Consider the following 23,218-nt stretch of genomic DNA (forward strand, 5'->3'; position numbering starts at 1 on the left):
AAGGTTTTTCTCATATAATCGCTTTAATTCCTTCTAACACTAATCCAATCATAAATCCGCAAACCGCCCCGTTCACTCGTATCCACTGCAAATCTTTACCGACATTATTTTCAATCATTTCGATTAATGTTTTATCATCTAACTTATCAAGGTTTTCTTGCACAAGCTTTCCAATTTTCGAATGATTTTTTTCAACAATAGTAACAACTTGTTTTTGTAACCAATCTTCTATTTTTTGAACAGTCAGTTCGTCTTCTTTTATTTTATTCATTTGTGTTTGTAAGAATGGAACAACATATTTATCGGCAAATTCTTCATTCTTCACAAAGGTAACCGCCCTACTCTGTACTTGCTCCAGCATCTCTTTAATTTTGTCAGTAGCATCCCAATTGGCAATCCATTTTTCTTTCCAATTTTCTAATTCTTGTAGTAACGCTTCATTCTCTTTTACATTTATAATTTCTTGACGAATTTTCGATAATATAAGTTGTCTTGTGCTATTATCCGCATCTTGTAAGCTGTTAATATTGCTAATAATAAACTTCTGCAAAATGCCGCCAATTTTATCTTCATCTACAATATTCATAAATGATTTCAAAGTAAACTGTAAGAATCCATCTACTTTTATATTTTCCATCGCCTTCATTCCTAAGCTTCCGAGCTGATAACGTGCTTCATCTTGAGCTGTCCAATCTTTCACTTTTACTAATATGTAATCAAGTGTTTTTTCATCATATTCTTGCACAACTAATTGATCCACGAGAACTTGTAATATGTTACTTGTGTTAATTGTATGCAAATATGTTTTCAATTCTTTTTCAATAATAACTGCTAATTTTTCCGTATCTATTTGAAGAATCGCTTTCTCAGCAATTGTTACAATCCCTTTTTTCACAGCATCAGACTGTAACTCTTTCTCAGCAATTTGCAGTACCATTTGTGCTAGCTGCATTTCTTTTACTTTACTTGTAATACTTTCTTTCGTCAGCCAGTCATTTTCTAACGTAGAAACGAGTCCCTTTGTTACCCGCTTCCGATTTTTAGGTAATAATGCTGTATGTGGAATTGGAATTCCCAACGGATGACGGAATAAAGCTGTAACCGCAAACCAATCCGCAAGTCCACCAACTAAACCAGCTTCAAATCCCCCTTGAATAATCTCTCCAGCTACCGTTCCTTGAAAAGGGATTGAAGCCGCAAAACCTACGCCCATAACCCCAAGCGAAATACCCGCTATATATTTAGTCTGTAATGACATCGTATACACATCCTCTTATTATGTAAAATAAAGCTGTTTGTTATATTTATTCAATATTAGTTATCCTTTATATATACTATAAAGAACTATTGTGAAAATAACAAAGAATTTTATGTACATGAAAAAAATGAGGCTGCAAATAGCCTCATTTTCATTTTAACGTTAATTCCACACCTGTTTTATAATACCCATTCATCACGTCTTCTGGAACCATACTCCCACCAGTTCCCCACACGATATGAGTACCTTTCTTCACCTTCTCAGTTAACTGTTGCTTTTGTAAATACCCATTTTCAGCTTTACATACATTAAGCGGACCAATCATACCCGCTAACGCAGAAGGCTCTAAATAAATATTTTCCGTATCAGCCAGTTCTTTTAATAATCTATATAACTCTTCATCACTCACTGTGTAATTTCCACTCAAAAATGGTTCCATCGTTTTACCGACAAATCCAGATGGCCTTCCTACTGCAAGTCCGTCCGCGTCTGTTACATTATCAATCCCGATATCTTGAACAGCAATTTTATCATGAAGTCCTGTCATTAACCCGAGTAACATACACGGGGAATGCGTCGGCTCTGCAAAGAAACAGTGAACGTTGTCTTTATATAATAACTTTAAGCCAAATGCCACTCCGCCAGGTCCGCCTCCGACACCACATGGTAAATAAACGAATAAAGGATGTTCTTCATCTACTACAATCTCTAACTCTTTTAATTGATTTTGTAAACGGGATGCTGCTACTGCGTACCCTAAAAATAAATCATGTGAATTTTCATCATCTACAAAATAACAGGTAGGATCAGCATCTGCTTGCCTTCTTCCTTCCTCTACTGCTTTACTATAATCAGCCTCATATTCAATAACATTTACACCTTTACTTCTTAATAAATCTTTTTTCCATTGTTTTGCGTCTGCTGACATATGAACAGTCACGTTAAAACCTAGTTTCGCACTCATAATCCCAATGCTCAGTCCTAAATTCCCTGTCGAACCTACCGCAATTGAATATTTCGCAAAAAACTCTCTACATGTATCACTATCTAAAATTGAATAATCATCTTCCTCTGTTAACATTCCATGCTGAAGTGCTAATTGCTCGGCATGTTTCAGCACTTCGTATATTCCGCCTCTAGCTTTTATTGAACCTGATATCGGAAGATGACTATCACATTTTAATAGTAATTCTCCCCATATAGATTGCCCGTAATTTTTCTCTAAAGATTGTTTCATAGTAGGTATTTTCACTAAAGGAGATTCTATAATGCCACTCGTTTTTTTCGTTTCCGGAAAAACTTTCGCAATATATGGTGCAAAACGCTTTAACCTCTCTTCGGCATCTTTTACATTTCCTTCATTCAATGGAGAATCTTTTATTGCCGTTTCATACTTTTCTGTATTCGGATTTATCCAAAATACTTCTTCCGTTGCAATAAGGTTATTTACTAATGGGAATCGTTCTTTTAATACCTCTATCTCCTTCATTCCTCTTCCTCCTCATATCCTTGTAGCTCGCCATACAATAAATTATAATTAAATTAATTTAAATATAGTTTAACATAAAATTCAGTTTCGGTTAATTTCAATTTAATTTATTTAAATATAATTTAATAATTATTAAGGAGAATGCGTTATGGAAAATATAGATATTGGAAAAAAGATTGAAAAACAAAGAAAAGAAAAAGGGTTAACTAGTAAAGAACTAGCAAAGATGGCTGAAATCACACCATCTATGCTCAGTCAAATTGAACGTGGTTCTGCTAACCCTTCTATTCAAACATTAAAGGTGCTCGCTAAAGCTCTTGATGTTCCAACATTTAGTTTTTTACTTGAAGAGACAAATACAGACGATTTAATCGTACGCTCTCATAAACGAAAAAAAATGATTATCGATAATTTATCATATGAATTGTTATCGCCTGATTTCACAGGAAATTTAGCAACAGCAATTATGACTGTTCCTCCAAATACTTCTTCATCAGAAAATCCTTTAGAACATAAAGGAGAAGAATTAGCATTTGTATTAGACGGAAAAATCACATTGCACTTAAATGAAGAAGAATACACATTAGAAACTGGTGATAGCGTAAAAATACCAGCTTATTTAAAACATAAATGGGTAAATCAATTCAAGAAAAATGCGATTGTTTTATTTTCTGTTACTCCGCCGATTTTTTAATATAAAATAAAAAGATAGCTACGCATGGACATACTCCATATGTAGCTATCTTTTTATTTTTTCGGCACGAACAAAATCCCTAAACTAATAACAAAGAAGCTCATTATTTGCTGTATTGATAAACCAAGTAGAACCGAATTTTGCTCACTAATAAGCGAAATAATAATATGAGCAACGCCCTCAATAATTAGAAAAACACTTATATTCTTTCCATTTCCGAGTCTTTCATTTTTCACCCATAACAAGCCCATTATACAAAGAGCAAGGATAATCTCATATACGAAAATAGGGTGATATAAAAATTTTGATTCATATATTTTCACACCCCAAGGCAGTGTCGTTTGTACACCTATTTTGTGGTTGAATAGAAAATAAAAAATAATACTCATACATAGTCCAATAGGCAATGCATCAAGTAAAATACAAAGCGAAAATTGTCCCTTTTTACTTTTCCAAACAATGTATACACTCGCAATTACACATCCTGCTATAATATGCTGCATACTTCCTACAGCTAATAATGCTTGCAGTGGCGCTCCAATGGCCCATACCGGATTTAAAATTGCCGGTGCGAATTTCCATGCTAATACAATGATGAGAAAACCATTCGTTACCGCATCCATCATTTTTTCATATTGAATATTTTGCTTTTTCATCCTTAGTTTCATCATAGTAAATCCAAATAGACTTCCTATTATAAGAGAAACTGGTTGTAACCTCACCATCCACTCCATCACTATGAAATCCCCTCTTAATTCTCAATTATTTTTTTAAACTTCTCTTCTAATTGATCTGGAGGTAATACACCTCGTGCATGATCTACAATAATTCCATCTTTATTAACAAAAAATGTCGTTGGTAAAGAAAATACTTTATAATCTATTCCAGCTACTCCGTCCATATCTAATAGAACAGGAAATTTAAATCCGTGACGATCTGCAAATGCACTCGCTTCTTGTACTGGATCCCCGATTGTTGCATTTACCGCAAAAATTTCAACATCCTTTTTATATTTATCATACAAACGAACTAAATCAGGAGCCTCCATTTCACATGGCCCACACCATGATGCCCAAAAATTAATAACATATGGTTTTCCCTTTGCATCATTTAACGAATGCAGCTTCCCGTCTAATCCTTTTAATGTTATGTTTGGCGCTTTAAATCCTACTTGTGGTAATACTTCTGTTTCTTGTAACTCCGCTTGTTTTGCTTTTCTTTCTTTTTCTTCTTTCTTTGTATTATAAAAGTTAACCCCTGCCCAAATTAATGCCCCGGCCAGTATAATAGCAATTAGTTTCTTCACTTTTCTTCCTCCTCATTTCTAAAATCCTGTAAATCCACCAAATATACGAATAAAAAATGCTGTAATTTTCGTCATTTGATTTGTATATAATAAAACTCCTGTTACAAGCATAATTCCACCGCCAATTTTCATCATGACATTGGCATATGTAACAATCCATTTTACCTTTCCAATAAAAAATGCCATCACGAAAAACGGAACCGCAAATCCAAGGGTGTACGCTGTAATATACAGAAGCGCACTTTCAGGATTGGTCGCACCAAGCATAAGCACTGCAGAAAATATTGGTCCAACACACGGTGTCCATCCTGCTGCATATGTCATGCCGACCAAAACTGAGCGAATATAGCCTGTCGATTTTCTTCTATATTGTACTTTTTTCTCTGCCATAAGCCACTTAGGCTGAATCAATCCAGTCATAAATAGCCCCATCAAAATAATAAATATCCCACCAATTTGCTGAATCAACCTTTGATTAGATGAAAAAGTGATCCCAATCCAGCTTACCGATAAACCTAACGCATAAAAAATAACCGAGAAACCGATCATAAAAAATACTGTATGTATAATCGCTGACTTTTGCATAATTCCACGATTTTCTTTTAAATCTTGAATAGAAACACCTGTAATATATGATAAATAAGATGGATATAGCGGTAAAGAACATGGTGATATAAATGAAAGTATCCCCGCCCCTACTACTAGCCAAATTGTTAAATCCGTCGCATTCATTTTATCCCTCCTAAAAACACTACAACGTGTAGTGTTGATTATTAAAAAAAGAGGCTATATGCACTCTCCGACAATAAGTACAATCGACATACAAAATAGCCCTAACGTTACATATACTGAATTTGTATGTAATGGCATATTCAGCTTAACAACTTTCTCATTCAATACTTGCTCAATTCGTAAATTAATTGCGGTTTTCGCAAACGACGCTGTAATACATTGATTTTCCATCGTCTTTATTTTAATTAACTTTAATAATGCACTACCTAGCTCAAATGAAGATTTCATTTTTTGCATCGCATATTTATCAGCTGATAGCTCTTGATATACATGATAACGCTGCAGCATCCCTTTTAATATAGGAATATACATCATTCCCTCAGCTAACAAGGTAAAGAAAAATAACTTTAATGGATCTCGATTTTTTTGATGATATTCCTCATGTAATACAATCGCATCAATTTCTTCCTCAGAAAATGCCTGAAACATTCCTTCTGAAATGACAATTTTCGGTCGAAATAATCCAATTGTAAATGCCGTAATCTGTAACGTTGATAATACGTACACTTGCTTTCCTTTTCTAGTAATGGACACGAGATTTCTTTTCAATCTTTTACTATAAAAAAATTGCTTCCAAATTCTTTTACTCATAATGATTACAGTAAATAACAGTAATCCGGCTATCATTATACGAAGTATCGATAGTTCCCTCATATGTTTTTGTAATTCAAATAAACAAAATTGCGAAAGGAAAAATGCTTTATTTTGAAAAAGAAATGGGTATGTAACATAGTATACTAACATGCTTAAAAAAAGCACACTAATAGTCACTGCTAACAAAATGATTTTACGCATTTGCCACTTCATTTTATCGGTCCTCTTTTTTTAGCTGACTTAATTTCTCTTCTAATTTTTTTATTAAAGATGGATCAGCTTGTTCTAACTCATCTATCATATGGTTCACAACAAGAGCCCCAAATTCACCCATTAATTCCTGTGTCATTTTCTTCGTTTGATTAGATAAAAATTCTTCCTTCGTTTGTGTAGTACGATACATACCACTTCTTTTCACAATATGCTTTTCTAAATGTGCTTTCTCTACTAATCTGTTCATAACTGTCATTACAGTATTAAAATTCACCGGGGATTCTTCACTTAATTTCTGTTGCACATCTTTAATGGTAATACCCTCCGTAGCCCAAACAATCTCCATTATTTTCGCTTCAAGCGGTCCGAAAAAGTGATTTAACCCTTGCTCATTTAACTTGTAGTTTTGAGTAAACATCGTATGGCCCCTTTCACACTACAGATTGTAGTATAAAATATATAGAAGGTCAAACATAAATGATACTAACTGATACTTAAATGAATCCTAATCTCCACTAATTAGTTAGCTGTACCGCGTTCGATTCATTGTAAACCTAACTTCTCACCAAATGTATCATAGAGATAATATTCTAATATTTGCACACTAAATTTCTCATTACGCCCGAGTGCAAATAATTCCCGATCTTTAGCTACGATAGTATCTAATGGAATCGCCACATTATCCACTATTTTTGTAATTTCAATTATATTACTTTCTACGTTTACTTCTGTTTTAAATTCAATATTTTCTAATACTATATGTGAACGTCTTCCTGATGCAAAAAAAGTAAAGTTAGGATTTTTAAAAATTCCAATTTCACTCTCTAACGGATATAAATATTTATAAATTATATCTCTGTGTCCATCTTTTATTATTTTTTCATCTTTTTCATCATCTAAATATTCTTTCACCTTCGCTGCGAACTCAAATCGAAAATCCACTCTTTCACGCTCCCTCTTTTCAGTCTACGCCAATAAATATATTAATATAATTTTACCATATTATAAAATAACTTCCAATAAAAAGTAAAAACCGCTTTTGTAAAACCTCTGGTATTCCCCGCACTTTTTAAATATAAACACTCTTTCAATATTAATTAGTACGCCGTTATATTCATTTAAACATATTGTTTCCATACTTTGAAACAATATTATCCAGTATTATATATCAATAAAGTGAAACTTTAATCAGTGGGGGTTTTGTTCATCCCCCACTGATTATTAGCCTTCACCAATCGGGCGTTTACGGGCAGCAGGGCTTCCACTTAACTGCTTTGATCCAGTCGAATTTTGAGTTGGGAATCTTACTGCCCGCAAATAGCGGGATAAACTGCTTCTAATTCCTTTCTATCCAGAGCTATCGACTCCTTATGCTATTCTAATATATTGTTCACTTTATTTCCCCTTATTCATTAAATCACAGAAGGAATGTAACTCCCCACTATCGAATTTTTACATAACAAATATTATTAGGTGGTGCTTTACTATGAAATTAGCTGTCATTGGTGGCGGTGATTTACAAGATCCAAATCACTTGCATATTAATGAACGACTTATAGAATTAACGAATAAACAATACCCAAAAGTATTATTCATTCCTACAGCTAGTCGTGATGATGAAGGATATATAAAGTTATTTTTAGAAACATTTGAAAAGCAATTACATTGTGAGGTTCAAATTTTACGCATTTCAACCGAAACACCTACTAAATATGAAATAGATGAGATGATTCATTCTGCCGATTTAATTTATCTTGGCGGTGGAAATTACGTTCACATGCTTGAACAATGGAAAGAACATAAACTAGATGAAAAGTTACTATTTGCTTTAAAACGTGGAACACTTATTGCAGGGTATAGTGCCGGTGCGATGTGCTGGTTCACATCTAGCATTCGTTCAGATTATGAAGGTTCTGGTTATATAGAAAGTAGTGGCTGGAGCATTGTTAATAAAAGATTTTGCCCTCATTACAATCAATTAAATAGAATGAATGCTTTCCATACGTTTTTACAAACTCACCAAGGTAATATAGAAGGCATTGCATTAGAAGATAATTGTGCTTTATATATTACAGAAGGTTCATTTGAAATTATCGGTGAGCCAGATACAGCTTGGGAGTTTTATATGAATAATGGAAAACTCATTAGACAACATTTTGACATAACTTTAAAAAGTTATTTATAAGCATTCATCAAAAAAATGTCCCTAAGTATAATGACTTAGGGACATTTTCATTTTTTAACTCACTAATCGTGTAATTCGTTTCTTCTGCCATGAAAGCTTATAATACGCATACTGTAATATTAAACTGACGATGAATGCCGCTGGGTATCCAATCCAAATTCCTTCTATACCAAGACTCGTATGGTAAGAAAGATAATACGCTACAGGTACTTCAACAAGCCAGATGGATACAACCCCAATCACAGTTGGCCAAAGTACTGTACCACTTGCTCGCATTGTCGCACTAATAATTTGTGCATGACCGAAAATTAAGTAACTCCATAAAGTAATCATAACTAAGCTATGAGCAATTTCAATTGTAGTTTGACTTGTCAAAAATAACGCTAAAATATCTCTTGAGAACAAGTAAATAAGTGATATTAATACACCACCAATGATATAATTCATGATAATTCCGGCCTTAACAACTTTCTGTAATCGATCAAATTGGTTCGCACCAATTGATTGAGCTGCAAAAATCGATACTGTAATGCCTAGGCTAACGGCTGGCATTTGTACATAACTTGCAACTTGGTTCACAACACCATACGCCGCTGTTGCATCTGATCCATAGCGATTCACAAACGCGATTACCGCAATTTCAGATAATGAAACTAATATCATATTAATACTCGCTGGAATACCAAGTCGTAACAATAGCTTTAATAACTCCAAATCCATTCGAAGATATTTTCTTACCGTTGTATCTAGTTGTAGTGGGTGATTTTTCTTCTTTAAATACACTAGCATGACAATAAACGTAATAACTGTAGATATAACTGAAGCATATGCTGCTCCGTAAACATCTAATTTCGGAAGTCCTAACCAACCAAAAATAAGAATCGGTAATAATAACATATTTAGTGCTGTACTAACGATCAAAAAGTAAAATGGCGTTTTGGAATCTCCCGTCCCTCGCATAAAAGTTGTATACGCAAAATATAAAAATAAAATTGGCATAGATATAAATAAAATACGTGCATAATGTACACTTATATTAATAATATTTTCTGGAGTTCCCATGATGCGCATAATATCCAGTGCAAACACACTTCCTACTACCGCCAACACAACTCCGATAATAAAAGTAAACGTAAGCGTCGTACCAACGATAGCTTTTAAACGTTCTTCATTTTTAGCACCAAATGCCTGACCAATTAAAATAGAACTACCAGAACCAATTCCAATTACAAATGAAACGAGTAGAAAAAATAATGGGAAGAATGCCGATATAGCCGCTAAATCATTTACACCAAGCCATCTCCCTACGACTACCATACCAAATAATTGTCCAACTGATTGTAATACATTACTTAATAGTAACGGAACTAAAAACATAGACATCGATTTCCATATTGGTTTATTTCCCTTTTCTGACTGCTGTGACTCTACACCTTCTTCATTGTTATCTGTAGGTGGTTTCAAATTTCATTTCTCCTTTTATTAAAAGTTTGCACGGTTACACCCGTGTGCTCCGTACTGTTGCATTTTTTCAATTCTACTTTCGATATTGAAATGCCCATTCCCTTTCTTTTTGAGACCTCTCATGCTTCAAGCTCATCATACTTTCAACATACGTTTTTTTGTCTTTATAATGTGCTACATATTTCAATCCCTATCTCTTTGTATAGTTGTTTTTATGATGTGCTTCTATTCACTTTCTTTGCTTTGCTTCATTCTTATAATTTCACCCAATATTGGCTTCCATCGGCTGTTCTATCTAAAAAACCATACTCGATTAAATATCTTCTTAAAGTTACAAAATCCGGATATACACTTTCTAAAACTGCGTTTACTTCTTTTTCAGTATACTTTTCATTACTATCAAACTTCTTCACTAAGTGACGTAATATAATTAATTTACGCTTTTGCTTTTTCGGAAATTTAGAAAGCGGCCCATCCAATCCTTCTGTAAAATGCGTTGTTAAAACTTCATTATTTTCTTCTTCTGTAATATTGTATCGATCATCCACCATCGTAGCTGTTCTATGAATCGGTACAAATTTCGATTGAACTTTTGATTTTTCTTCTGACAATTCCATTAACGCTAAAAATACTTTCGCTTGCTTCATCTTCTCTCGCAATGTAAATCGATGATTACGAATTGTTGATGTGCTCCCGCCATCCATCTCTTTTACAATCTCTTTATCATTAAGTCCCATATAGAAAAACTGAACCATCTTCTTTTGCAAATCGGTTAAACCTGTAAACTTTTTATCAAGATTTAATAAATACTCAAACATAGACGAATGTTCATTTTGAATATGCAATTGTACAAACTTCTCTGCTTCATACAAAACCTGATTATCTTGATAAATAACCCCCTTTATAAACGTTTCTCCGCAAGCTAAACAAATATATTCTTCTGCTACCTCGTCAAACACATACCCTTTCTTCAAATCCTCTACCGACGCATCCCAAAACTTCTCTGAAATATCACTCATACTAAACATTCCTCCAAAAAGTTTATTAAAACCATAAACAAATTAAGATATCGTTTATTATCACTCCATCATCTTAACATAACAAAAGCAAACAATTCAATATTTCGTTTGCCTATTTTACAAACTTTTATAAAAACATCTATTTATACATTATAAAAAGGACTTATCACAACAAACAGCGAATGTGTTTTAATAAACCACTTATTATTAGGATGTGAAATAAAATATGGTTACTATGAAAGATCCTTGCTTTACCATAAAACAAATCGCGAAAAATACATATGCAATTAGTGAATATGGCCATTGGGAGAAAGTACATTCCTTCTTACTTACGGGCAATACAAATGCACTGCTTATCGATACTGGACTAGGTATTGATAATATAAAACGTATTACTGACAAACTAACAAACTTACCAATTATAGTAGTCACGACACACGTTCATTGGGATCATATTGGTAGTCACGGACAATATGATGAAATCTATGTACATGCTTTAGAAGAAGATTGGCTCATTAACGGTATAAAAGGACTTCCTATTTCTCAAATCCGGAAAGACATCGCTCGTGATATCACTTTACCTCCCCCTAAAACATTTCAACCTGAAACATTCAAACCATTTCAAGGAACACCAACAAAATTACTAGAAGATGGATATCTTATTGATATCGGAAATCGGAAAGTTCAAATTATACATACTCCTGGTCACTCACCGGGACATATTTGTATATATGATTACGAGACTGCGTTTTTATTTACAGGAGATTTACTTTATGAAGGCACAATTTTTGCATTTTATCCATCAACAAACCCTGTAGATTTAGTTCAGTCTCTAAACAAAATTACAAATTTCTCTCCTATTAAACAAATTTATGGTTCACATCACACCCTTGGCCTTTCGCCTATTATATTGAAAGAAGTGAAATATGCTGTTCAATATTTAAGTGATAAAAACCTAATTCAACATGGAACCGGCATTCATACATTCCAAAACTTCAGCATTCAATTTTAACTACAAAAAAGGTGTTTCCACATATAGAAACACCCTTTTTACCCTTTATATATTTTATAAACAACTTCCACTAAAACTTTACTCGCTTGTACAAATACATGTTTTCGCTTTCCATCCTCAACGAATCTATTTGAGCAGCCACTCATAATCATCATACAACTAATTATAACTAGCACTACACTTCTATTCTTGTTAGTCACTTTATGCCACTCCACTACTAAAAACTTCATTTAAATTTATCCTATCAAAAAATTTTACACGAATAATAAACCGAAAGAATATGCAATTCTGCATATTTCCACGTTTTATTACGATGTTGTGATTTAATTTATTTAAAGAACACGTATACCGAGGTGACTAACTTGAAATTTAAAGCAAAAAAAAATCCATTTCACGTCATTTTCATTACATTATTTATAATTTTTTTTTCATTTCATTATTCTTGCAAAATGAGAATTCTATTTTTTTCACTCTCATGATGCTGTTAAATATCGTGAATCTCTCTTCATTCTATTTCTCTCACTACAACATAACGGAATCTTCTCTTATTGTAAAACACGGTTTCATATTACGTACTGAAATTCCATTTGAAGATATTCGTCACATTAAATATTCTGGCAAAACACTCCGTTCAGAAAAATGGACTAGGCAGCAATTAGAAATTGATTATAATTTATTTGACTCTGTGACAACTTTCGTACCACAAGAAGAAGAAAAATTCATTTCCCTCTTAAAAGAGAACTGCCCACATATGAAAGTAATGAATACGTCTGCTAACAAATAATATCTTTTGGAGCTTGCAGTAGTACAAGTGGCGGAAACATAAAAATGAATATCAAAAAAAGCCAAGATTCTATACTAAGAACCTTGGCTTCTTCTATTACTCTTTCGGAGCAATCATTTTTTTCGGATCTACAATTTCATCAAATTGCTCTTCTGTTAGTAATCCAGATTGCAGCGCTGCCTCTTTTAAAGTTAACCCATCTTTATGAGCATGCTTCGCAATTTTCGCTGCGTTTTCATATCCAATATGCGGGTTTAATGCTGTTACAAGCATTAATGAACGATTCACATTTTCATTAATTACTTCTTCATCTGCTTCAATACCTACTGCACAATTATCATTAAATGAAACAATCGCATCCGCTAATAAGTGAGCTGATTGTAAGAAGTTATAGGCAATAACAGGTTTAAATACGTTTAACTCAAAGTTACCTTGACTCGCAGCGAATCCGATTGTTGCGTCATTCCCCATAACTTGCGCTACAACCATCGTTAACGCTTCACTTTGCGTTGGATTTACTTTACCTGGCATAATAGAGCTTCCTGGCTCATTTGCCGGAATAATAATTTCTCCTAGACCACTACGTGGACCACTTGCAAGCCAGCGTACATCGTTAGCAATCTTCATTAAATCAGCAGCTAATGCTTTTAATGCTCCGTGTGCAAATACAACTTCATCATGACTCGTTAACGCATGGAACTTATTTGGTGCAGAAATAAATTTCTTACCTGTAAATTGACTAATTTCCTCTGCTACCATATCACCAAATTTAGGATGAGCATTAATACCTGTTCCAACCGCAGTACCACCAATTGCTAATTCTTTCATATATGTATTGCTATCCGCAATCATACGCTCTGTTTTTTCAAGCATACGGTGCCATCCGCTAATTTCTTGTCCTAATGTTAACGGTGTTGCATCTTGTAAATGCGTACGACCGATTTTAATAATATGTTCAAATGCAGTCACTTTTTCTGCTAATGTTTCTTTTAATTTCGTAATAGCTGGTAATACATGATTTTCTACCGCAATTACACACGCTACATGAAGCGCTGTTGGGAACGTATCATTTGAACTTTGAGACATGTTCACGTCATCATTCGGATGAATATGTACGTCAGATCCCTTTTCTTTCAAAATTTGATTACCGCGGTTTGCAATTACTTCATTTACATTCATATTCGATTGTGTACCACTACCTGTTTGCCATACGACAAGTGGAAAATGTTCATTCCATTTCCCTGCAATTACTTCATCAGCAGCTTCCACAATGGCTCCTGCTTTTTCTTCTGATAACTTTCCTAATTTTTGATTGCTAAGTGCTGCACTTTTCTTTAAAATTGCAAATGCTTTTACAATTTCAAGCGGCATTTGCTCTGTTCCAATTGGAAAGTTTTCTTTACTACGCTGCGTTTGCGCTGCCCATAATTTATCAGCTGGAACTTTTATTTCTCCTAATGTATCTCTTTCAATTCTGTACTCCATTTTTTCATCCCCTTGAAAATAAAATACCTACATTTCTCATTTTAACAGACTTCCACCCAAATGATAAGAATTCTCACTATTATATATAAAAAAAATACCTTCTGCCACCGCAGAAGGTATTTTTTTTATGATGCTTGCTTTCCTTTTTCAACGTCATCTACATACCAAATGAATTTTCCTGTATATCCGTAAATAACTGCCAAAATTAATGAAACGAAGCTTAACCACATAAATGGAACGTATGAGAACGTTGCCACACCTAAAATACCAGCCATAAAAATACCATTATCCGACCACGGAACCATACCAGAAGTTAACGTTCCACCTACTTCTGAGTTACGCGCTAATACACGGCGGTCTATTTTTAATTTATCATAACTATCTTCCATAATTTTCGGTGTTAAAATAAGTGATACGTACATCGCACAACCAAATATATTAGCTAAGAATGCCACGATTAATGTAGACAATGTTACATTACCTGCAGAATTTAATTTCTTCTCAAATTTTGATACGATTACTTTTAAAACACCTAGCTTTTCAAGTAGTCCACCAAAACCTAATCCGAAAATAATCACGGCTACTGAACCAAGCATACCGTTAATTCCACCACGATTTAATAACTTATCTACAAACTCAACACCCGATTGAATTGAAAATCCGTTATATGCTGTTCCAATCGCCTCTCCAAAGTTCATTCCTTGGAAAAGAGTTGCCCAAATTGCACCAATTAAAGCTCCCATAGCAATTGTTGGCATAGAAGGTTTCTTCAGCGCCAATAGCACAATAACAATGACTGCTGGAACAAGCATCCATATTTTAATATCAAAGTGCTTTAATAAAGATTCTTTTAAAAACTCTACTCTATTCAAGTCTACATTGTCCCCGCCGTACATCCATCCAGCAACAGTAAACATAATGCTGGTAATAATATAAGCCGGAACGTCTAACACGAGCATAGCCCGAACGTGAGCAATAACATCTACTTTCGCCATAGAGGCTGCAAGAACTGTGCTATCAGAAAGTGGTGATAACTTATCCCCGAAATAAGCTCCTGAAAGGACTGCACCCGCAACAAGCGGAAGTGGTAATCCAAGCCCTTCACCAATCGCCATCATAGCAATACCAGCTGTTCCAACTGTTCCCCATGATGTTCCTGTCGCGATAGAAGTTATGGAACAAATAATTAAAGTTGCCAATAAGAATATGCTAGGGTGAATGAATTCTAATCCATAATAAATTAATGTGGGTACAACACCACCAGCTATCCATGTTCCAATTAAAGCTCCAACTGCAACTAAAATAAGAATTGCTTCTAATCCATTAGAAATCCCTTTCGTAATTGCATCTTGCAATTCTTGATAACGAAATCCTAACCTTAATCCAAGCGCAATAACTAAAAACCATGAAATAAATAGCGCTAATTGAATTGGGAGATCAAAAATCGTTTGGAAGGAAAAGACGACAGCAAGAAATAGGAATAAAAGAATGATGATTTCTAGCATCGAGGGTAATCTTACACTTTTCATTTTCTTCTCTCCTTACAAGTCGATAACATGATGTATGTCGTCTTACGTGTATGTAGTATACAATTAGCGAAGACAAAACAAAATTTTCATATTATTTCGATTTATTTTTTCAGTATAATATATTCACAACCCTTTCTATTGTAAAAGTAGATGCTACTTTTCGCAATGAAAAAAATAAAAATATTATATTTTTATTTATAAAGATCAATCCAAGAGTAACTTTTTTAATATTTGCCACGACAAAACTTTTTACTATTATCCTCACCTTTTACGCAGCCCTATTATTTCCCAGATAAAAAAAACACACATCATTAAAATGATGCATGCTCCACTTCTACTTATACATATTTTGTATTTCTTCTTTATTTTTAAGTATTTCCACAAACTTATCGCTATAACCTTTCGGAAATAATACACCAAGCCCATATGAATGCTCAAACTGAAAATGAGGGTGCTTCGCTTTAACTTCATCCCAAAATTTATACACCCCAAAATCAAGTTCTTTAACTTCAATATCATGAAATAAAACGATACCTTTATCCGCAAGTTTCGGTAACCATGTTTTATAATCATGAGAAACTGCTTCGTACGTATGATAGCCATCAATATGCAACAAATTTATCGTTCCATCTTGAAATTGATCCACAGCCTCGTCAAAAGTAGAGCGAATTAAATTACCTATATTAGGATAACTCGTATTTACTACTTTATTTACTATTTGAAAAACACCTTCCCCATATGGACCTGTATGCTCATCTCCCGTCCAAGTATCTACAGCAAAACATTTTGTACCTAATCCTCCATCTTTTACCCCTTGACAAAAACTGAAAAAGGAAGCCCCTAAATGTGTCCCTAACTCAACTAATACTTCCGGCTTTTCAAACCTTACTAAATCATATGCGAAATTTAAATGCCCAATCCACGCTGTATTCGTCCGAATAAAATGACTATAATTATCGAATTCAAATGTTGGTTTATGGGTGACCCAGCTCATCACATATCTCCTTATACACATATTTTTAACAAATCAAATTACTCTTATCTTTATTTTTTTATCCTCTTGATTATGATTTAATTTTATAATTTTATCTTGCTTTATTTAACCTACTTCCTTGTATTATAGACCAAACTACACTTCATACGATTTCCATTTAAGGAAATCAGAAATTTCAATTTATAAATCCCCCATTTCGTGATATATTGCATATTGTATCCAATATATATTTTGGAAGGAGGACTATATACCTTATGAATCCAAATCGATTAAAAGGAATTATAATGGTCATAATCGGTGCTTGTTTATGGGGGTTGTCAGGAACAGCCGCGCAACAACTTTTTCAATATGAAAATGTTTCAGCCGAATGGTTAGTTACGATCCGTTTGCTTATATCTGGGGTTATTTTACTCATTATTTCATCATTCGGAACGAGAAAAAAAGAGATCTTTGCCATCTGGAAGCAAAAATCCGACGCTAGTAAAATGATTTTGTTCGGTCTTTTAGGCATGCTTGCTGTACAGTACACGTACTTCGCCTCTATTAAAGAAGGAAACGCTGCTGTTGCAACTTTGTTACAATATTTAGCCCCTATATTTATCACTGTATACTTACTTTTCAAATGGAACGTTCGTCCATCAAAAATTGATTATATTTCAATTACACTCTCATTAGTAGGGACTTTTCTCTTATTAACAAACGGGTCTATGCATAGATTAGCTGTATCTACACCAGCTATCATTTGGGGCATTTTCTCTGGACTATCTCTTGCATTTTATAGTTTGTATTCAAAAGAATTGTTAGAAAAGTGGTCTTCATCTGTTATCGTTGTCTGGGGTATGATTATTGGGGGGATTGGTGTAACGATTTTACACTTTATTTCCACAAACGAATTCATTTTATTATCCACTATGAACTATGTAAATTTAAGTACCCTCCCGCTCATTACATTCGTAGTCATTTTCGGGACACTCATAGCATTTTATTTATACTTAGATAGCATAAGATACCTTACGCCGAAAGAAACAACGTTATTTGGTTGTACGGAGCCGCTCGCAGCTATTATTTCTTCCGTACTTATTTTGCACGTACCGTTTCAATCTTTTCAGTTATTAGGTGCTTTTTGTGTCATTGTAATGGTGCTTATATTAAGCCAAAAGCCGGATGAAGGAAAACCGAAGCTAAAACTTATGAGTAGAAAAAAACAAAATATACAATGAAAGGATTGAATTATTTATGCCTGTCCCTCAAAATTATAAAAAACCTGGAAGAGTTTCCGCAAAGTCACTCGTTTTAACCCAACTACAAGATTGGATTATAGAAGGTGTATTACAACCAGATGAAAAAATTAATGATGGGGAATTGGCAGAAGCACTAGGAGTAAGTAGAACACCAGTTAGAGAAGCTTTACAAATTTTAGAGCTCTCTGGGCTAGTAGAAATGATTCCCGGTCAAAAAACGAAAATTGCTCCTATTAAATTAGAAGACGTATCTATCATTTATAAGACGCTGGCCGGTCTTCACTCAATTATAGGAAAACAAGCACTTCAAAAAGTTACAGATGCTGATATTAAACTACTTTCCGAGATAAATGATACTTTTCAACAATCTATACATGAAAAAGATTCAAAAAAAGCTTTAAAACTAGATATACAATTTCACAATATAATTACTTCTATTGCAAAAAACCGATATATTGAACCTTTTCTAGAAAATATGCAGCTTCACGTTTTACGGCTTGAATATTTGTTTTTCCAAAACTTTGTGCCTGCAAGTCAATCTATTAAAGAACATCACTCTATCATTCAAGCACTTCAAAAGCAGGACGAAAAACGAATGGAACAAATGATGGCTCAAAACTGGCTCCGTCCCATGAAAGAAATACAAAAAATGATTTCTATGAAAGAAGAATAAAGCTGGTTACACAAAAGTGTAACCAGCTCCTTCTTTAATAATCTATATGCTATGCCTGAATATTTGCGTAATCTTCAATATCTTCGTACTCTTTTTCCAATTCCTCTAAAGATAGCTCGTATAATTGTCGGTCGCGAATCTTAAACACCCCTGCTCCAATTAACTCATCAATTAAATGCCTCTTACGATTTTCAACAGCAAAACGGAGTTGACTACTCATCTTTTAAAAAACTCCTTTCTACGATCATTGAAAATGATAATCTTTATCAATTACCACTTTTGATTATAAAAGATGATTCTTAATAAGTAAAGTAATCTTATGAAATATTTACCTTACAAAGTATTTGTGGCCACATTATATATATGTATGCCCTGCGAAAAATGTTATGACACTTTTTCTTATCCTTTTTCTTTCATACTTTGCAAGTTGTTTCACTATGCTTGAATTCACCGTCTATTTCTACTTGAATGGTGACATGTTCTACATGAAACCTCTCCTTTAATACATCCGTTGCCTCTTCTAATACACTTTGCGTCTCATTACCTTTTATAATAAGGTGACAAGTTAATACTTGAAAATCAGATGTGACAGACCATATGTGCAAATCATGAACTTCTTTTACAATCGGAATATTTAATAATGTACTTTTTACTTCTTCAACATTTATGTGTTGCGGTACACCTTCCATTAATATATGGACCGTATCACGTGTTACACGCCACCCACTAATAATGACTAAAATAGACACAAGAATACTAGCAATCGCATCTGCAGCAGTCCATCCGAAAAATTTAATAAGTAACGCAGCAATAATCGCTCCAACTGAACCTAATAAATCGCCTAGTACGTGTAAGAAAGCACTTCTTAAATTCAAATTACCTTTCACATCTCCGCCTCTCATTAATATCCAAGCTGATACAATATTAATAAGCAGACCAAGCACAGCAATAACGAGCATTCCATTACTGGCGATTTCAACTGGTTCCTTAAAACGACGAATTGCTTCAATAAAAATATATACTGAAATGACAATAAGAACGACACCATTACATAATGCCGCTAACATTTCGACTCGCTTATACCCATATGTTTTCGCGGCCGTTGCCGTTTTTTCTCCAAGCTTGAACGCAAGTAAACTTAAAGCTAAGGATACTGCATCACTTAACATATGCCCTGCGTCAGACAATAGTGCTAAGCTATTTGTTACAAACCCGCCAATAACTTCAGCAATCATAAAGCTTGTTGTTAATAGGAAGGCAATTCATAACGCCTTTTTATTTTTTGAATGACCGTGATCATGTGAATGTCCCATACTTATACTCCTTTAAGTGCAATATCTGTATGTTAGTATGAAACAAACTCCCCATCTTTATCCCGAATTGACTGCTCGTAAACGCCCGCTTCCTCTGTATACACTCTTCGCTACTTTTCAAACAAGTCCTTTTTCTCAACAAAAAATAAGACTACTTCTTTTTCAACTTCATATTGTTTAATAATGAAAGAATTTTTAAGGAGGTTACTAAAATGAAACGTTTATTTCTCTGCATGGAGCGTGAACTTGTTGTAATAAAAGAACAATATGGTAACTATGAAACCACATATCATTTACAAAATATGCAACCTACCTGTATTGTGGTTGATCCCTTCCAAACAAATCGTGTTTATTGCGGCACCTTTGGACGAGGTTTATGGCTAAGTGACGATGGCGGAGATTCCTGGAGACCGATTGGAGATTCTTATCGTTACTTTGATTTCCCTAAAGAAGATGGTATTTTACATTCTTCGATTACTTCCATTACGATAAGCCCTAATGAACAAGTTAACGGATATGGTGTCGTTTATGTAGGTACAGAACCTAGTACTTTATTCCGTTCAGAAAATGGTGGTGAAACGTGGACTGAACTTAAAAATATGAAATCATTATTATCTTCCTATACGTGGGCTTTTCCGCCTAGACCTTTTACCCATCACGTACGCTGGATTACAGTTGATCCAACTAACCCAAATACAATCCATGTTTCAATCGAAGCTGGTGCCGTTATTCAAAGTAATGATAAAGGGCATACATGGATTGATAAAAAATTCGGTGCTCCTATCGATGCTCATCAATTACTTATGCACCCTGAAGCCCCAAATCGCCTTTATGCATCATGTGGTGATGGATTTATGGGCGGACCTGATCGTGCATATCTTGAAAGTTATAACAGTGGAAACAGCTGGATCTCATGTAGTGACGGACTTGAGCATCATTATTTATACAGCATGGCTATCGATCCAGCTGATTGTAATACAATTCTCGTTTCTGCCGCACCGAGTGCTGATCTCGCTCATCACCGTATTCCTTATGAATCTTATATTTATCGAAAAACGAAAGATACTCCTTTCGAGCAAGTACAGCAAGGTCTACCATCTGCAATCGGTACAGTCATTTCGATGTTTGCTACAAATCAAGCAGAACCACATACGTTTTACACTTTAAATAACAACGGCGTGTTTCAATCCAATGATAGCGGCGAATCGTGGGAACAACTAAACATTCCGTGGAAAGATGAATATAAAACGCAGCATCCGCATGCATTGCTCGTTACTAGTTCTTAACGAAAAAAAGACTGCCTAACGGTTTTAGGCAGTCTCTCTTTTATTTCTTTAAATCAATTACGATATCATCTAGAACAATATCTTTACTCTTCGCTTCTTTTTTCGGCACTTCTATTTTCTTCTCTTTTCCATTCACATACTCCACTCCACCATGATTTTCAGGTGTATGAACTCGCAAGTGTACACGAGGTGTAACGATAATCTTTGTTGCATTTTCGTTTAACTTTTGGAATGTAGCACTCCATCGAATATTGTAAGGATCGTTGCCACTTCCCCCATTTCCTTCACCCGAATAATCATTCCCTAAATCATCCTTAACCGTCAATTCAACATCTACACTATCCCATTCTTTCCTCGCACCCTTAGAAACTTCTTGATTGTAATAAAGAATAAATGAAACCGGCGACATTGCGACCTTTTCCATATTTGCTTTTATACCTTCTTTTTCCGAACTTCCACCAATTGTTCTCTCTTTACTATCCATTGATTTTACAGTTAACGCGAAATTCCAATTACCTTGTATTGATTTTTTCCTATCTGGTATCTCTATTCCCTCTATATTCCATCTAAAGTTTATTTTGTCCTTTTTATTACTATCATGGTGTGTCGTTGTTACCATACCTACATACTTTTTTTCAGTAACTTTAGTCATTTTCCCACTTCCTGAACTACCATGAGCGTCCATTATATCCAATCCGCCTAATATGATAGGATCATCCCCTAAGTCTTGCTCACTTTCCAGTGAATACGTTATAGATAATGTTCTGCCGTCAGAAATTACATCATTAATTGTAACCTTAACCCCATTACTCTCCCTCGTCATATTCAACTCAGTCGAAAACTCTTTATAATTTTCATATAACCCTGTTCTACCATTATCTAAAAATCGGAATATGTCACCTACAATTGGCAATCCCCCGGCATATGTAGGAAATCCGATACCAAGCGTTGCAACTGATAATCCTACTAAAATAGATGCAGCAGCGACACCTTTTTTCCAACTTTTCATCTTTTTCTTCGTACGTATTGATTGTTTTACATTACGCTTCACTTTTTCTTTTTCAATTTCAGAAGCCTCAATTTCCTCAAGTTCTTTTTCATCTATATCAATATCATTTAATAGTTCATAAATGTCTTTCATATTGCACTACCTCCAAAACTAATATTCGTAGCATTTTGTTGTAGTTTCTTTTTTCCACGGTACACACGGTTATCAATCGCCGCCCTGGTTAATCCTAATTTGTCACCTATTTCCTCTGTCTTCATACCGAGAAGATATTTCATGATGAATACTTTTTGATCTAACGGTTCTAATTGATTAATAAGCTTCAATAATTCTGCCCTATCTTCCATAACGATTAATTCGTCTTCTGCCGATTTTTCCGTACTTATATGCAACTCATCTGAAATGATTTCTACTTTTTTATTCGCTTTTCGGTAATAATCAATTGCCTTAAATTTTGCAATCGCTGCAATCCATTTTTAAAAATCACTCGGCTCTCCATGAAACTTATTTGCGTTATTCCAAATGGAAAGAAATATATCATTTACACATTCCTCTATCAATCCATCATTTTGAACTGGAAGAAGAACTTTGTGCGTTATCCCCTTTATGAGCGGTAAGTATGTATCGACAACAAATTCTAGCGCATCTTCTTTTTGCCGCTGCAATCTTTTTATAAAATTTTTCTCATTTGATTTCATGTAGCGATTCCCCTTATTTTTTTGTAAAAGCTTTTACACCCTATATAACGTTTTGGAAATTTTTTCTCTCATCTTTTTTTATTTTTTGTATGTAATGGGAGACTTTTCCTTAGCCATTGTCTCATATAAATATAAGCTTGAAGAAAATTTTCTCAAGTCTGGAATTCAATTAGTGTAGTACAC

At 34.3% G+C, this 23,218-nt stretch carries 23 protein-coding genes and 2 pseudogenes; 7 read left to right on the forward strand and 18 right to left on the reverse strand.

Annotated elements, in window-relative coordinates; all coding sequences use genetic code 11:
* Positions 1 to 10: 10 nt before the first annotated feature.
* On the reverse strand, positions 11 to 1,258 hold the full coding sequence (locus BAU27_RS02690; protein ID WP_071770060.1) for a DUF445 domain-containing protein: 1,248 nt from the start codon (positions 1,256 to 1,258) through the stop codon (positions 11 to 13).
* A gap of 151 nt (positions 1,259 to 1,409) precedes the next feature.
* Positions 1,410 to 2,747, reverse strand: coding sequence for a D-serine ammonia-lyase (locus BAU27_RS02695; RefSeq protein ID WP_071770061.1), 1,338 nt, complete (start codon positions 2,745 to 2,747; stop codon positions 1,410 to 1,412).
* 148 nt (positions 2,748 to 2,895) lie between these two features.
* Between BAU27_RS02695 and BAU27_RS02700 the strand changes: the two genes are divergently transcribed.
* Positions 2,896 to 3,441 (forward strand): helix-turn-helix domain-containing protein, encoded by a 546-nt coding sequence (locus BAU27_RS02700; RefSeq protein ID WP_071745054.1) that lies wholly within the window; start codon positions 2,896 to 2,898, stop codon positions 3,439 to 3,441.
* Between the two features lie 53 nt (positions 3,442 to 3,494).
* Here BAU27_RS02700 and BAU27_RS02705 read toward each other — a convergent pair whose 3' ends face one another.
* From BAU27_RS02705 to BAU27_RS02730, 6 genes are all read right to left on the reverse strand, one after another.
* Entirely contained in the window at positions 3,495 to 4,175 is a 681-nt protein-coding gene (locus BAU27_RS02705; RefSeq protein ID WP_071745139.1) for a prolipoprotein diacylglyceryl transferase family protein, read from the reverse strand.
* 17 nt (positions 4,176 to 4,192) lie between these two features.
* Complete coding sequence (locus tag BAU27_RS02710; RefSeq protein ID WP_071745053.1) at positions 4,193 to 4,747, reverse strand: TlpA family protein disulfide reductase; 555 nt, start codon at positions 4,745 to 4,747, stop codon at positions 4,193 to 4,195.
* Positions 4,748 to 4,765: 18 nt separating this feature from the next.
* A complete protein-coding gene (gene ccdA, locus BAU27_RS02715) occupies positions 4,766 to 5,479 on the reverse strand; it encodes a cytochrome c-type biogenesis protein CcdA (protein ID WP_071745052.1) in 714 nt (237 codons plus the stop codon).
* A gap of 54 nt (positions 5,480 to 5,533) precedes the next feature.
* On the reverse strand, positions 5,534 to 6,346 hold the full coding sequence (locus BAU27_RS02720) for a M56 family metallopeptidase (protein WP_071770062.1): 813 nt from the start codon (positions 6,344 to 6,346) through the stop codon (positions 5,534 to 5,536).
* A gap of 1 nt (position 6,347) precedes the next feature.
* Positions 6,348 to 6,764, reverse strand: coding sequence for a BlaI/MecI/CopY family transcriptional regulator (locus BAU27_RS02725; RefSeq protein WP_071745050.1), 417 nt, complete (start codon positions 6,762 to 6,764; stop codon positions 6,348 to 6,350).
* A 125-nt stretch (positions 6,765 to 6,889) separates the two neighbouring features.
* The gene (locus tag BAU27_RS02730) at positions 6,890 to 7,288 is read right to left on the reverse strand and encodes a DUF3942 family protein (protein ID WP_071745049.1); all 399 of its coding nucleotides are present in this window, start codon (positions 7,286 to 7,288) and stop codon (positions 6,890 to 6,892) included.
* A 544-nt stretch (positions 7,289 to 7,832) separates the two neighbouring features.
* Here BAU27_RS02730 and BAU27_RS02735 point away from each other — a divergent pair.
* Positions 7,833 to 8,531, forward strand: coding sequence for a peptidase E (locus BAU27_RS02735; protein ID WP_071745048.1), 699 nt, complete (start codon positions 7,833 to 7,835; stop codon positions 8,529 to 8,531).
* A 54-nt stretch (positions 8,532 to 8,585) separates the two neighbouring features.
* On the opposite strand, the gene BAU27_RS02740 is transcribed toward BAU27_RS02735, so the two are convergent.
* The gene (locus BAU27_RS02740) at positions 8,586 to 9,995 is read right to left on the reverse strand and encodes an MATE family efflux transporter (protein ID WP_071745047.1); all 1,410 of its coding nucleotides are present in this window, start codon (positions 9,993 to 9,995) and stop codon (positions 8,586 to 8,588) included.
* Positions 9,996 to 10,249: 254 nt separating this feature from the next.
* Positions 10,250 to 11,014 (reverse strand): DUF2087 domain-containing protein, encoded by a 765-nt coding sequence (locus BAU27_RS02745; RefSeq protein WP_071745046.1) that lies wholly within the window; start codon positions 11,012 to 11,014, stop codon positions 10,250 to 10,252.
* Between the two features lie 226 nt (positions 11,015 to 11,240).
* Here BAU27_RS02745 and BAU27_RS02750 point away from each other — a divergent pair, with 226 nt between their 5' ends.
* Positions 11,241 to 12,026 carry an MBL fold metallo-hydrolase gene (locus BAU27_RS02750; protein ID WP_071770063.1) on the forward strand — a complete coding sequence of 262 codons (786 nt, stop codon included), beginning with the start codon at positions 11,241 to 11,243 and terminating at the stop codon, positions 12,024 to 12,026.
* Between the two features lie 38 nt (positions 12,027 to 12,064).
* On the opposite strand, the gene BAU27_RS02755 is transcribed toward BAU27_RS02750, so the two are convergent.
* Positions 12,065 to 12,256 (reverse strand): hypothetical protein, encoded by a 192-nt coding sequence (locus BAU27_RS02755; protein WP_071745044.1) that lies wholly within the window; start codon positions 12,254 to 12,256, stop codon positions 12,065 to 12,067.
* 132 nt (positions 12,257 to 12,388) lie between these two features.
* Between BAU27_RS02755 and BAU27_RS02760 the strand changes: the two are divergent.
* Positions 12,389 to 12,810: pseudogene (locus BAU27_RS02760) on the forward strand (PH domain-containing protein).
* Positions 12,811 to 12,906: 96 nt separating this feature from the next.
* Here the strand turns inward: BAU27_RS02760 and fumC are convergent.
* The 3 genes from fumC to BAU27_RS02775 form a co-directional block, all read right to left on the reverse strand.
* Complete coding sequence (fumC, locus tag BAU27_RS02765) at positions 12,907 to 14,295, reverse strand: class II fumarate hydratase (protein WP_071770064.1); 1,389 nt, start codon at positions 14,293 to 14,295, stop codon at positions 12,907 to 12,909.
* Positions 14,296 to 14,420: 125 nt separating this feature from the next.
* Positions 14,421 to 15,824 carry a Na+/H+ antiporter NhaC gene (gene nhaC / locus BAU27_RS02770; protein ID WP_071745042.1) on the reverse strand — a complete coding sequence of 468 codons (1,404 nt, stop codon included), beginning with the start codon at positions 15,822 to 15,824 and terminating at the stop codon, positions 14,421 to 14,423.
* Between the two features lie 334 nt (positions 15,825 to 16,158).
* Entirely contained in the window at positions 16,159 to 16,818 is a 660-nt protein-coding gene (locus BAU27_RS02775) for a class I SAM-dependent methyltransferase (protein WP_071770065.1), read from the reverse strand.
* A 254-nt stretch (positions 16,819 to 17,072) separates the two neighbouring features.
* Between BAU27_RS02775 and BAU27_RS02780 the strand changes: the two genes are divergently transcribed.
* A complete protein-coding gene (locus tag BAU27_RS02780) occupies positions 17,073 to 18,038 on the forward strand; it encodes a DMT family transporter (protein WP_071770066.1) in 966 nt (321 codons plus the stop codon).
* 16 nt (positions 18,039 to 18,054) lie between these two features.
* Positions 18,055 to 18,732, forward strand: a complete 678-nt coding sequence (locus tag BAU27_RS02785; protein ID WP_071770067.1) for a GntR family transcriptional regulator — start codon at positions 18,055 to 18,057, stop codon at positions 18,730 to 18,732.
* Between the two features lie 49 nt (positions 18,733 to 18,781).
* On the opposite strand, the gene fbpA is transcribed toward BAU27_RS02785, so the two are convergent.
* Both fbpA and BAU27_RS02795 read right to left on the reverse strand, forming a co-directional pair.
* Positions 18,782 to 18,952 carry a Fur-regulated basic protein FbpA gene (gene fbpA, locus BAU27_RS02790; protein ID WP_000098300.1) on the reverse strand — a complete coding sequence of 57 codons (171 nt, stop codon included), beginning with the start codon at positions 18,950 to 18,952 and terminating at the stop codon, positions 18,782 to 18,784.
* A 193-nt stretch (positions 18,953 to 19,145) separates the two neighbouring features.
* Positions 19,146 to 19,994, reverse strand: a complete 849-nt coding sequence (locus tag BAU27_RS02795; protein WP_254797933.1) for a cation diffusion facilitator family transporter — start codon at positions 19,992 to 19,994, stop codon at positions 19,146 to 19,148.
* Between the two features lie 263 nt (positions 19,995 to 20,257).
* Here BAU27_RS02795 and BAU27_RS02800 point away from each other — a divergent pair, with 263 nt between their 5' ends.
* Positions 20,258 to 21,331, forward strand: a complete 1,074-nt coding sequence (locus tag BAU27_RS02800; protein ID WP_071770068.1) for a WD40/YVTN/BNR-like repeat-containing protein — start codon at positions 20,258 to 20,260, stop codon at positions 21,329 to 21,331.
* Between the two features lie 40 nt (positions 21,332 to 21,371).
* On the opposite strand, the gene BAU27_RS02805 is transcribed toward BAU27_RS02800, so the two are convergent.
* Both BAU27_RS02805 and BAU27_RS02810 read right to left on the reverse strand, forming a co-directional pair.
* A complete protein-coding gene (locus BAU27_RS02805; protein WP_071770069.1) occupies positions 21,372 to 22,472 on the reverse strand; it encodes a DUF4179 domain-containing protein in 1,101 nt (366 codons plus the stop codon).
* Positions 22,469 to 23,035, reverse strand: a pseudogene (locus tag BAU27_RS02810) (sigma-70 family RNA polymerase sigma factor). The gene BAU27_RS02805 and the pseudogene BAU27_RS02810 overlap by 4 nt, the downstream one beginning before the upstream one ends.
* Between the last annotated feature and the right edge of the window lie 183 nt (positions 23,036 to 23,218).

The organism is Bacillus sp. NH11B, assembly GCF_001884205.1.
GTDB lineage: Bacteria > Bacillota > Bacilli > Bacillales > Bacillaceae_G > Bacillus_A > Bacillus_A proteolyticus.

Bases quoted from the DNA above. Each gene is read 5' to 3' on its own strand.
- BAU27_RS02690 (WP_071770060.1), bottom strand. From the start codon at position 1,258: ATGTCATTACAGACTAAATATATAGCGGGTATTTCGCTTGGGGTTATG.
- BAU27_RS02695 (WP_071770061.1), bottom strand. From the start codon at position 2,747: ATGAAGGAGATAGAGGTATTAAAAGAACGATTCCCATTAGTAAATAAC.
- BAU27_RS02700 (WP_071745054.1), top strand. From the start codon at position 2,896: ATGGAAAATATAGATATTGGAAAAAAGATTGAAAAACAAAGAAAAGAA.
- BAU27_RS02705 (WP_071745139.1), bottom strand. From the start codon at position 4,175: ATGGAGTGGATGGTGAGGTTACAACCAGTTTCTCTTATAATAGGAAGT.
- ccdA (WP_071745052.1), bottom strand. From the start codon at position 5,479: ATGAATGCGACGGATTTAACAATTTGGCTAGTAGTAGGGGCGGGGATA.
- BAU27_RS02720 (WP_071770062.1), bottom strand. From the start codon at position 6,346: ATGAAGTGGCAAATGCGTAAAATCATTTTGTTAGCAGTGACTATTAGT.
- BAU27_RS02725 (WP_071745050.1), bottom strand. From the start codon at position 6,764: ATGTTTACTCAAAACTACAAGTTAAATGAGCAAGGGTTAAATCACTTT.
- BAU27_RS02735 (WP_071745048.1), top strand. From the start codon at position 7,833: ATGAAATTAGCTGTCATTGGTGGCGGTGATTTACAAGATCCAAATCAC.
- BAU27_RS02745 (WP_071745046.1), bottom strand. From the start codon at position 11,014: ATGAGTGATATTTCAGAGAAGTTTTGGGATGCGTCGGTAGAGGATTTG.
- BAU27_RS02750 (WP_071770063.1), top strand. From the start codon at position 11,241: ATGGTTACTATGAAAGATCCTTGCTTTACCATAAAACAAATCGCGAAA.
- BAU27_RS02755 (WP_071745044.1), bottom strand. From the start codon at position 12,256: ATGAAGTTTTTAGTAGTGGAGTGGCATAAAGTGACTAACAAGAATAGA.
- fumC (WP_071770064.1), bottom strand. From the start codon at position 14,295: ATGGAGTACAGAATTGAAAGAGATACATTAGGAGAAATAAAAGTTCCA.
- nhaC (WP_071745042.1), bottom strand. From the start codon at position 15,824: ATGAAAAGTGTAAGATTACCCTCGATGCTAGAAATCATCATTCTTTTA.
- BAU27_RS02775 (WP_071770065.1), bottom strand. From the start codon at position 16,818: ATGAGCTGGGTCACCCATAAACCAACATTTGAATTCGATAATTATAGT.
- BAU27_RS02780 (WP_071770066.1), top strand. From the start codon at position 17,073: ATGAATCCAAATCGATTAAAAGGAATTATAATGGTCATAATCGGTGCT.
- BAU27_RS02785 (WP_071770067.1), top strand. From the start codon at position 18,055: ATGCCTGTCCCTCAAAATTATAAAAAACCTGGAAGAGTTTCCGCAAAG.
- fbpA (WP_000098300.1), bottom strand. From the start codon at position 18,952: ATGAGTAGTCAACTCCGTTTTGCTGTTGAAAATCGTAAGAGGCATTTA.
- BAU27_RS02800 (WP_071770068.1), top strand. From the start codon at position 20,258: ATGAAACGTTTATTTCTCTGCATGGAGCGTGAACTTGTTGTAATAAAA.
- BAU27_RS02805 (WP_071770069.1), bottom strand. From the start codon at position 22,472: ATGAAAGACATTTATGAACTATTAAATGATATTGATATAGATGAAAAA.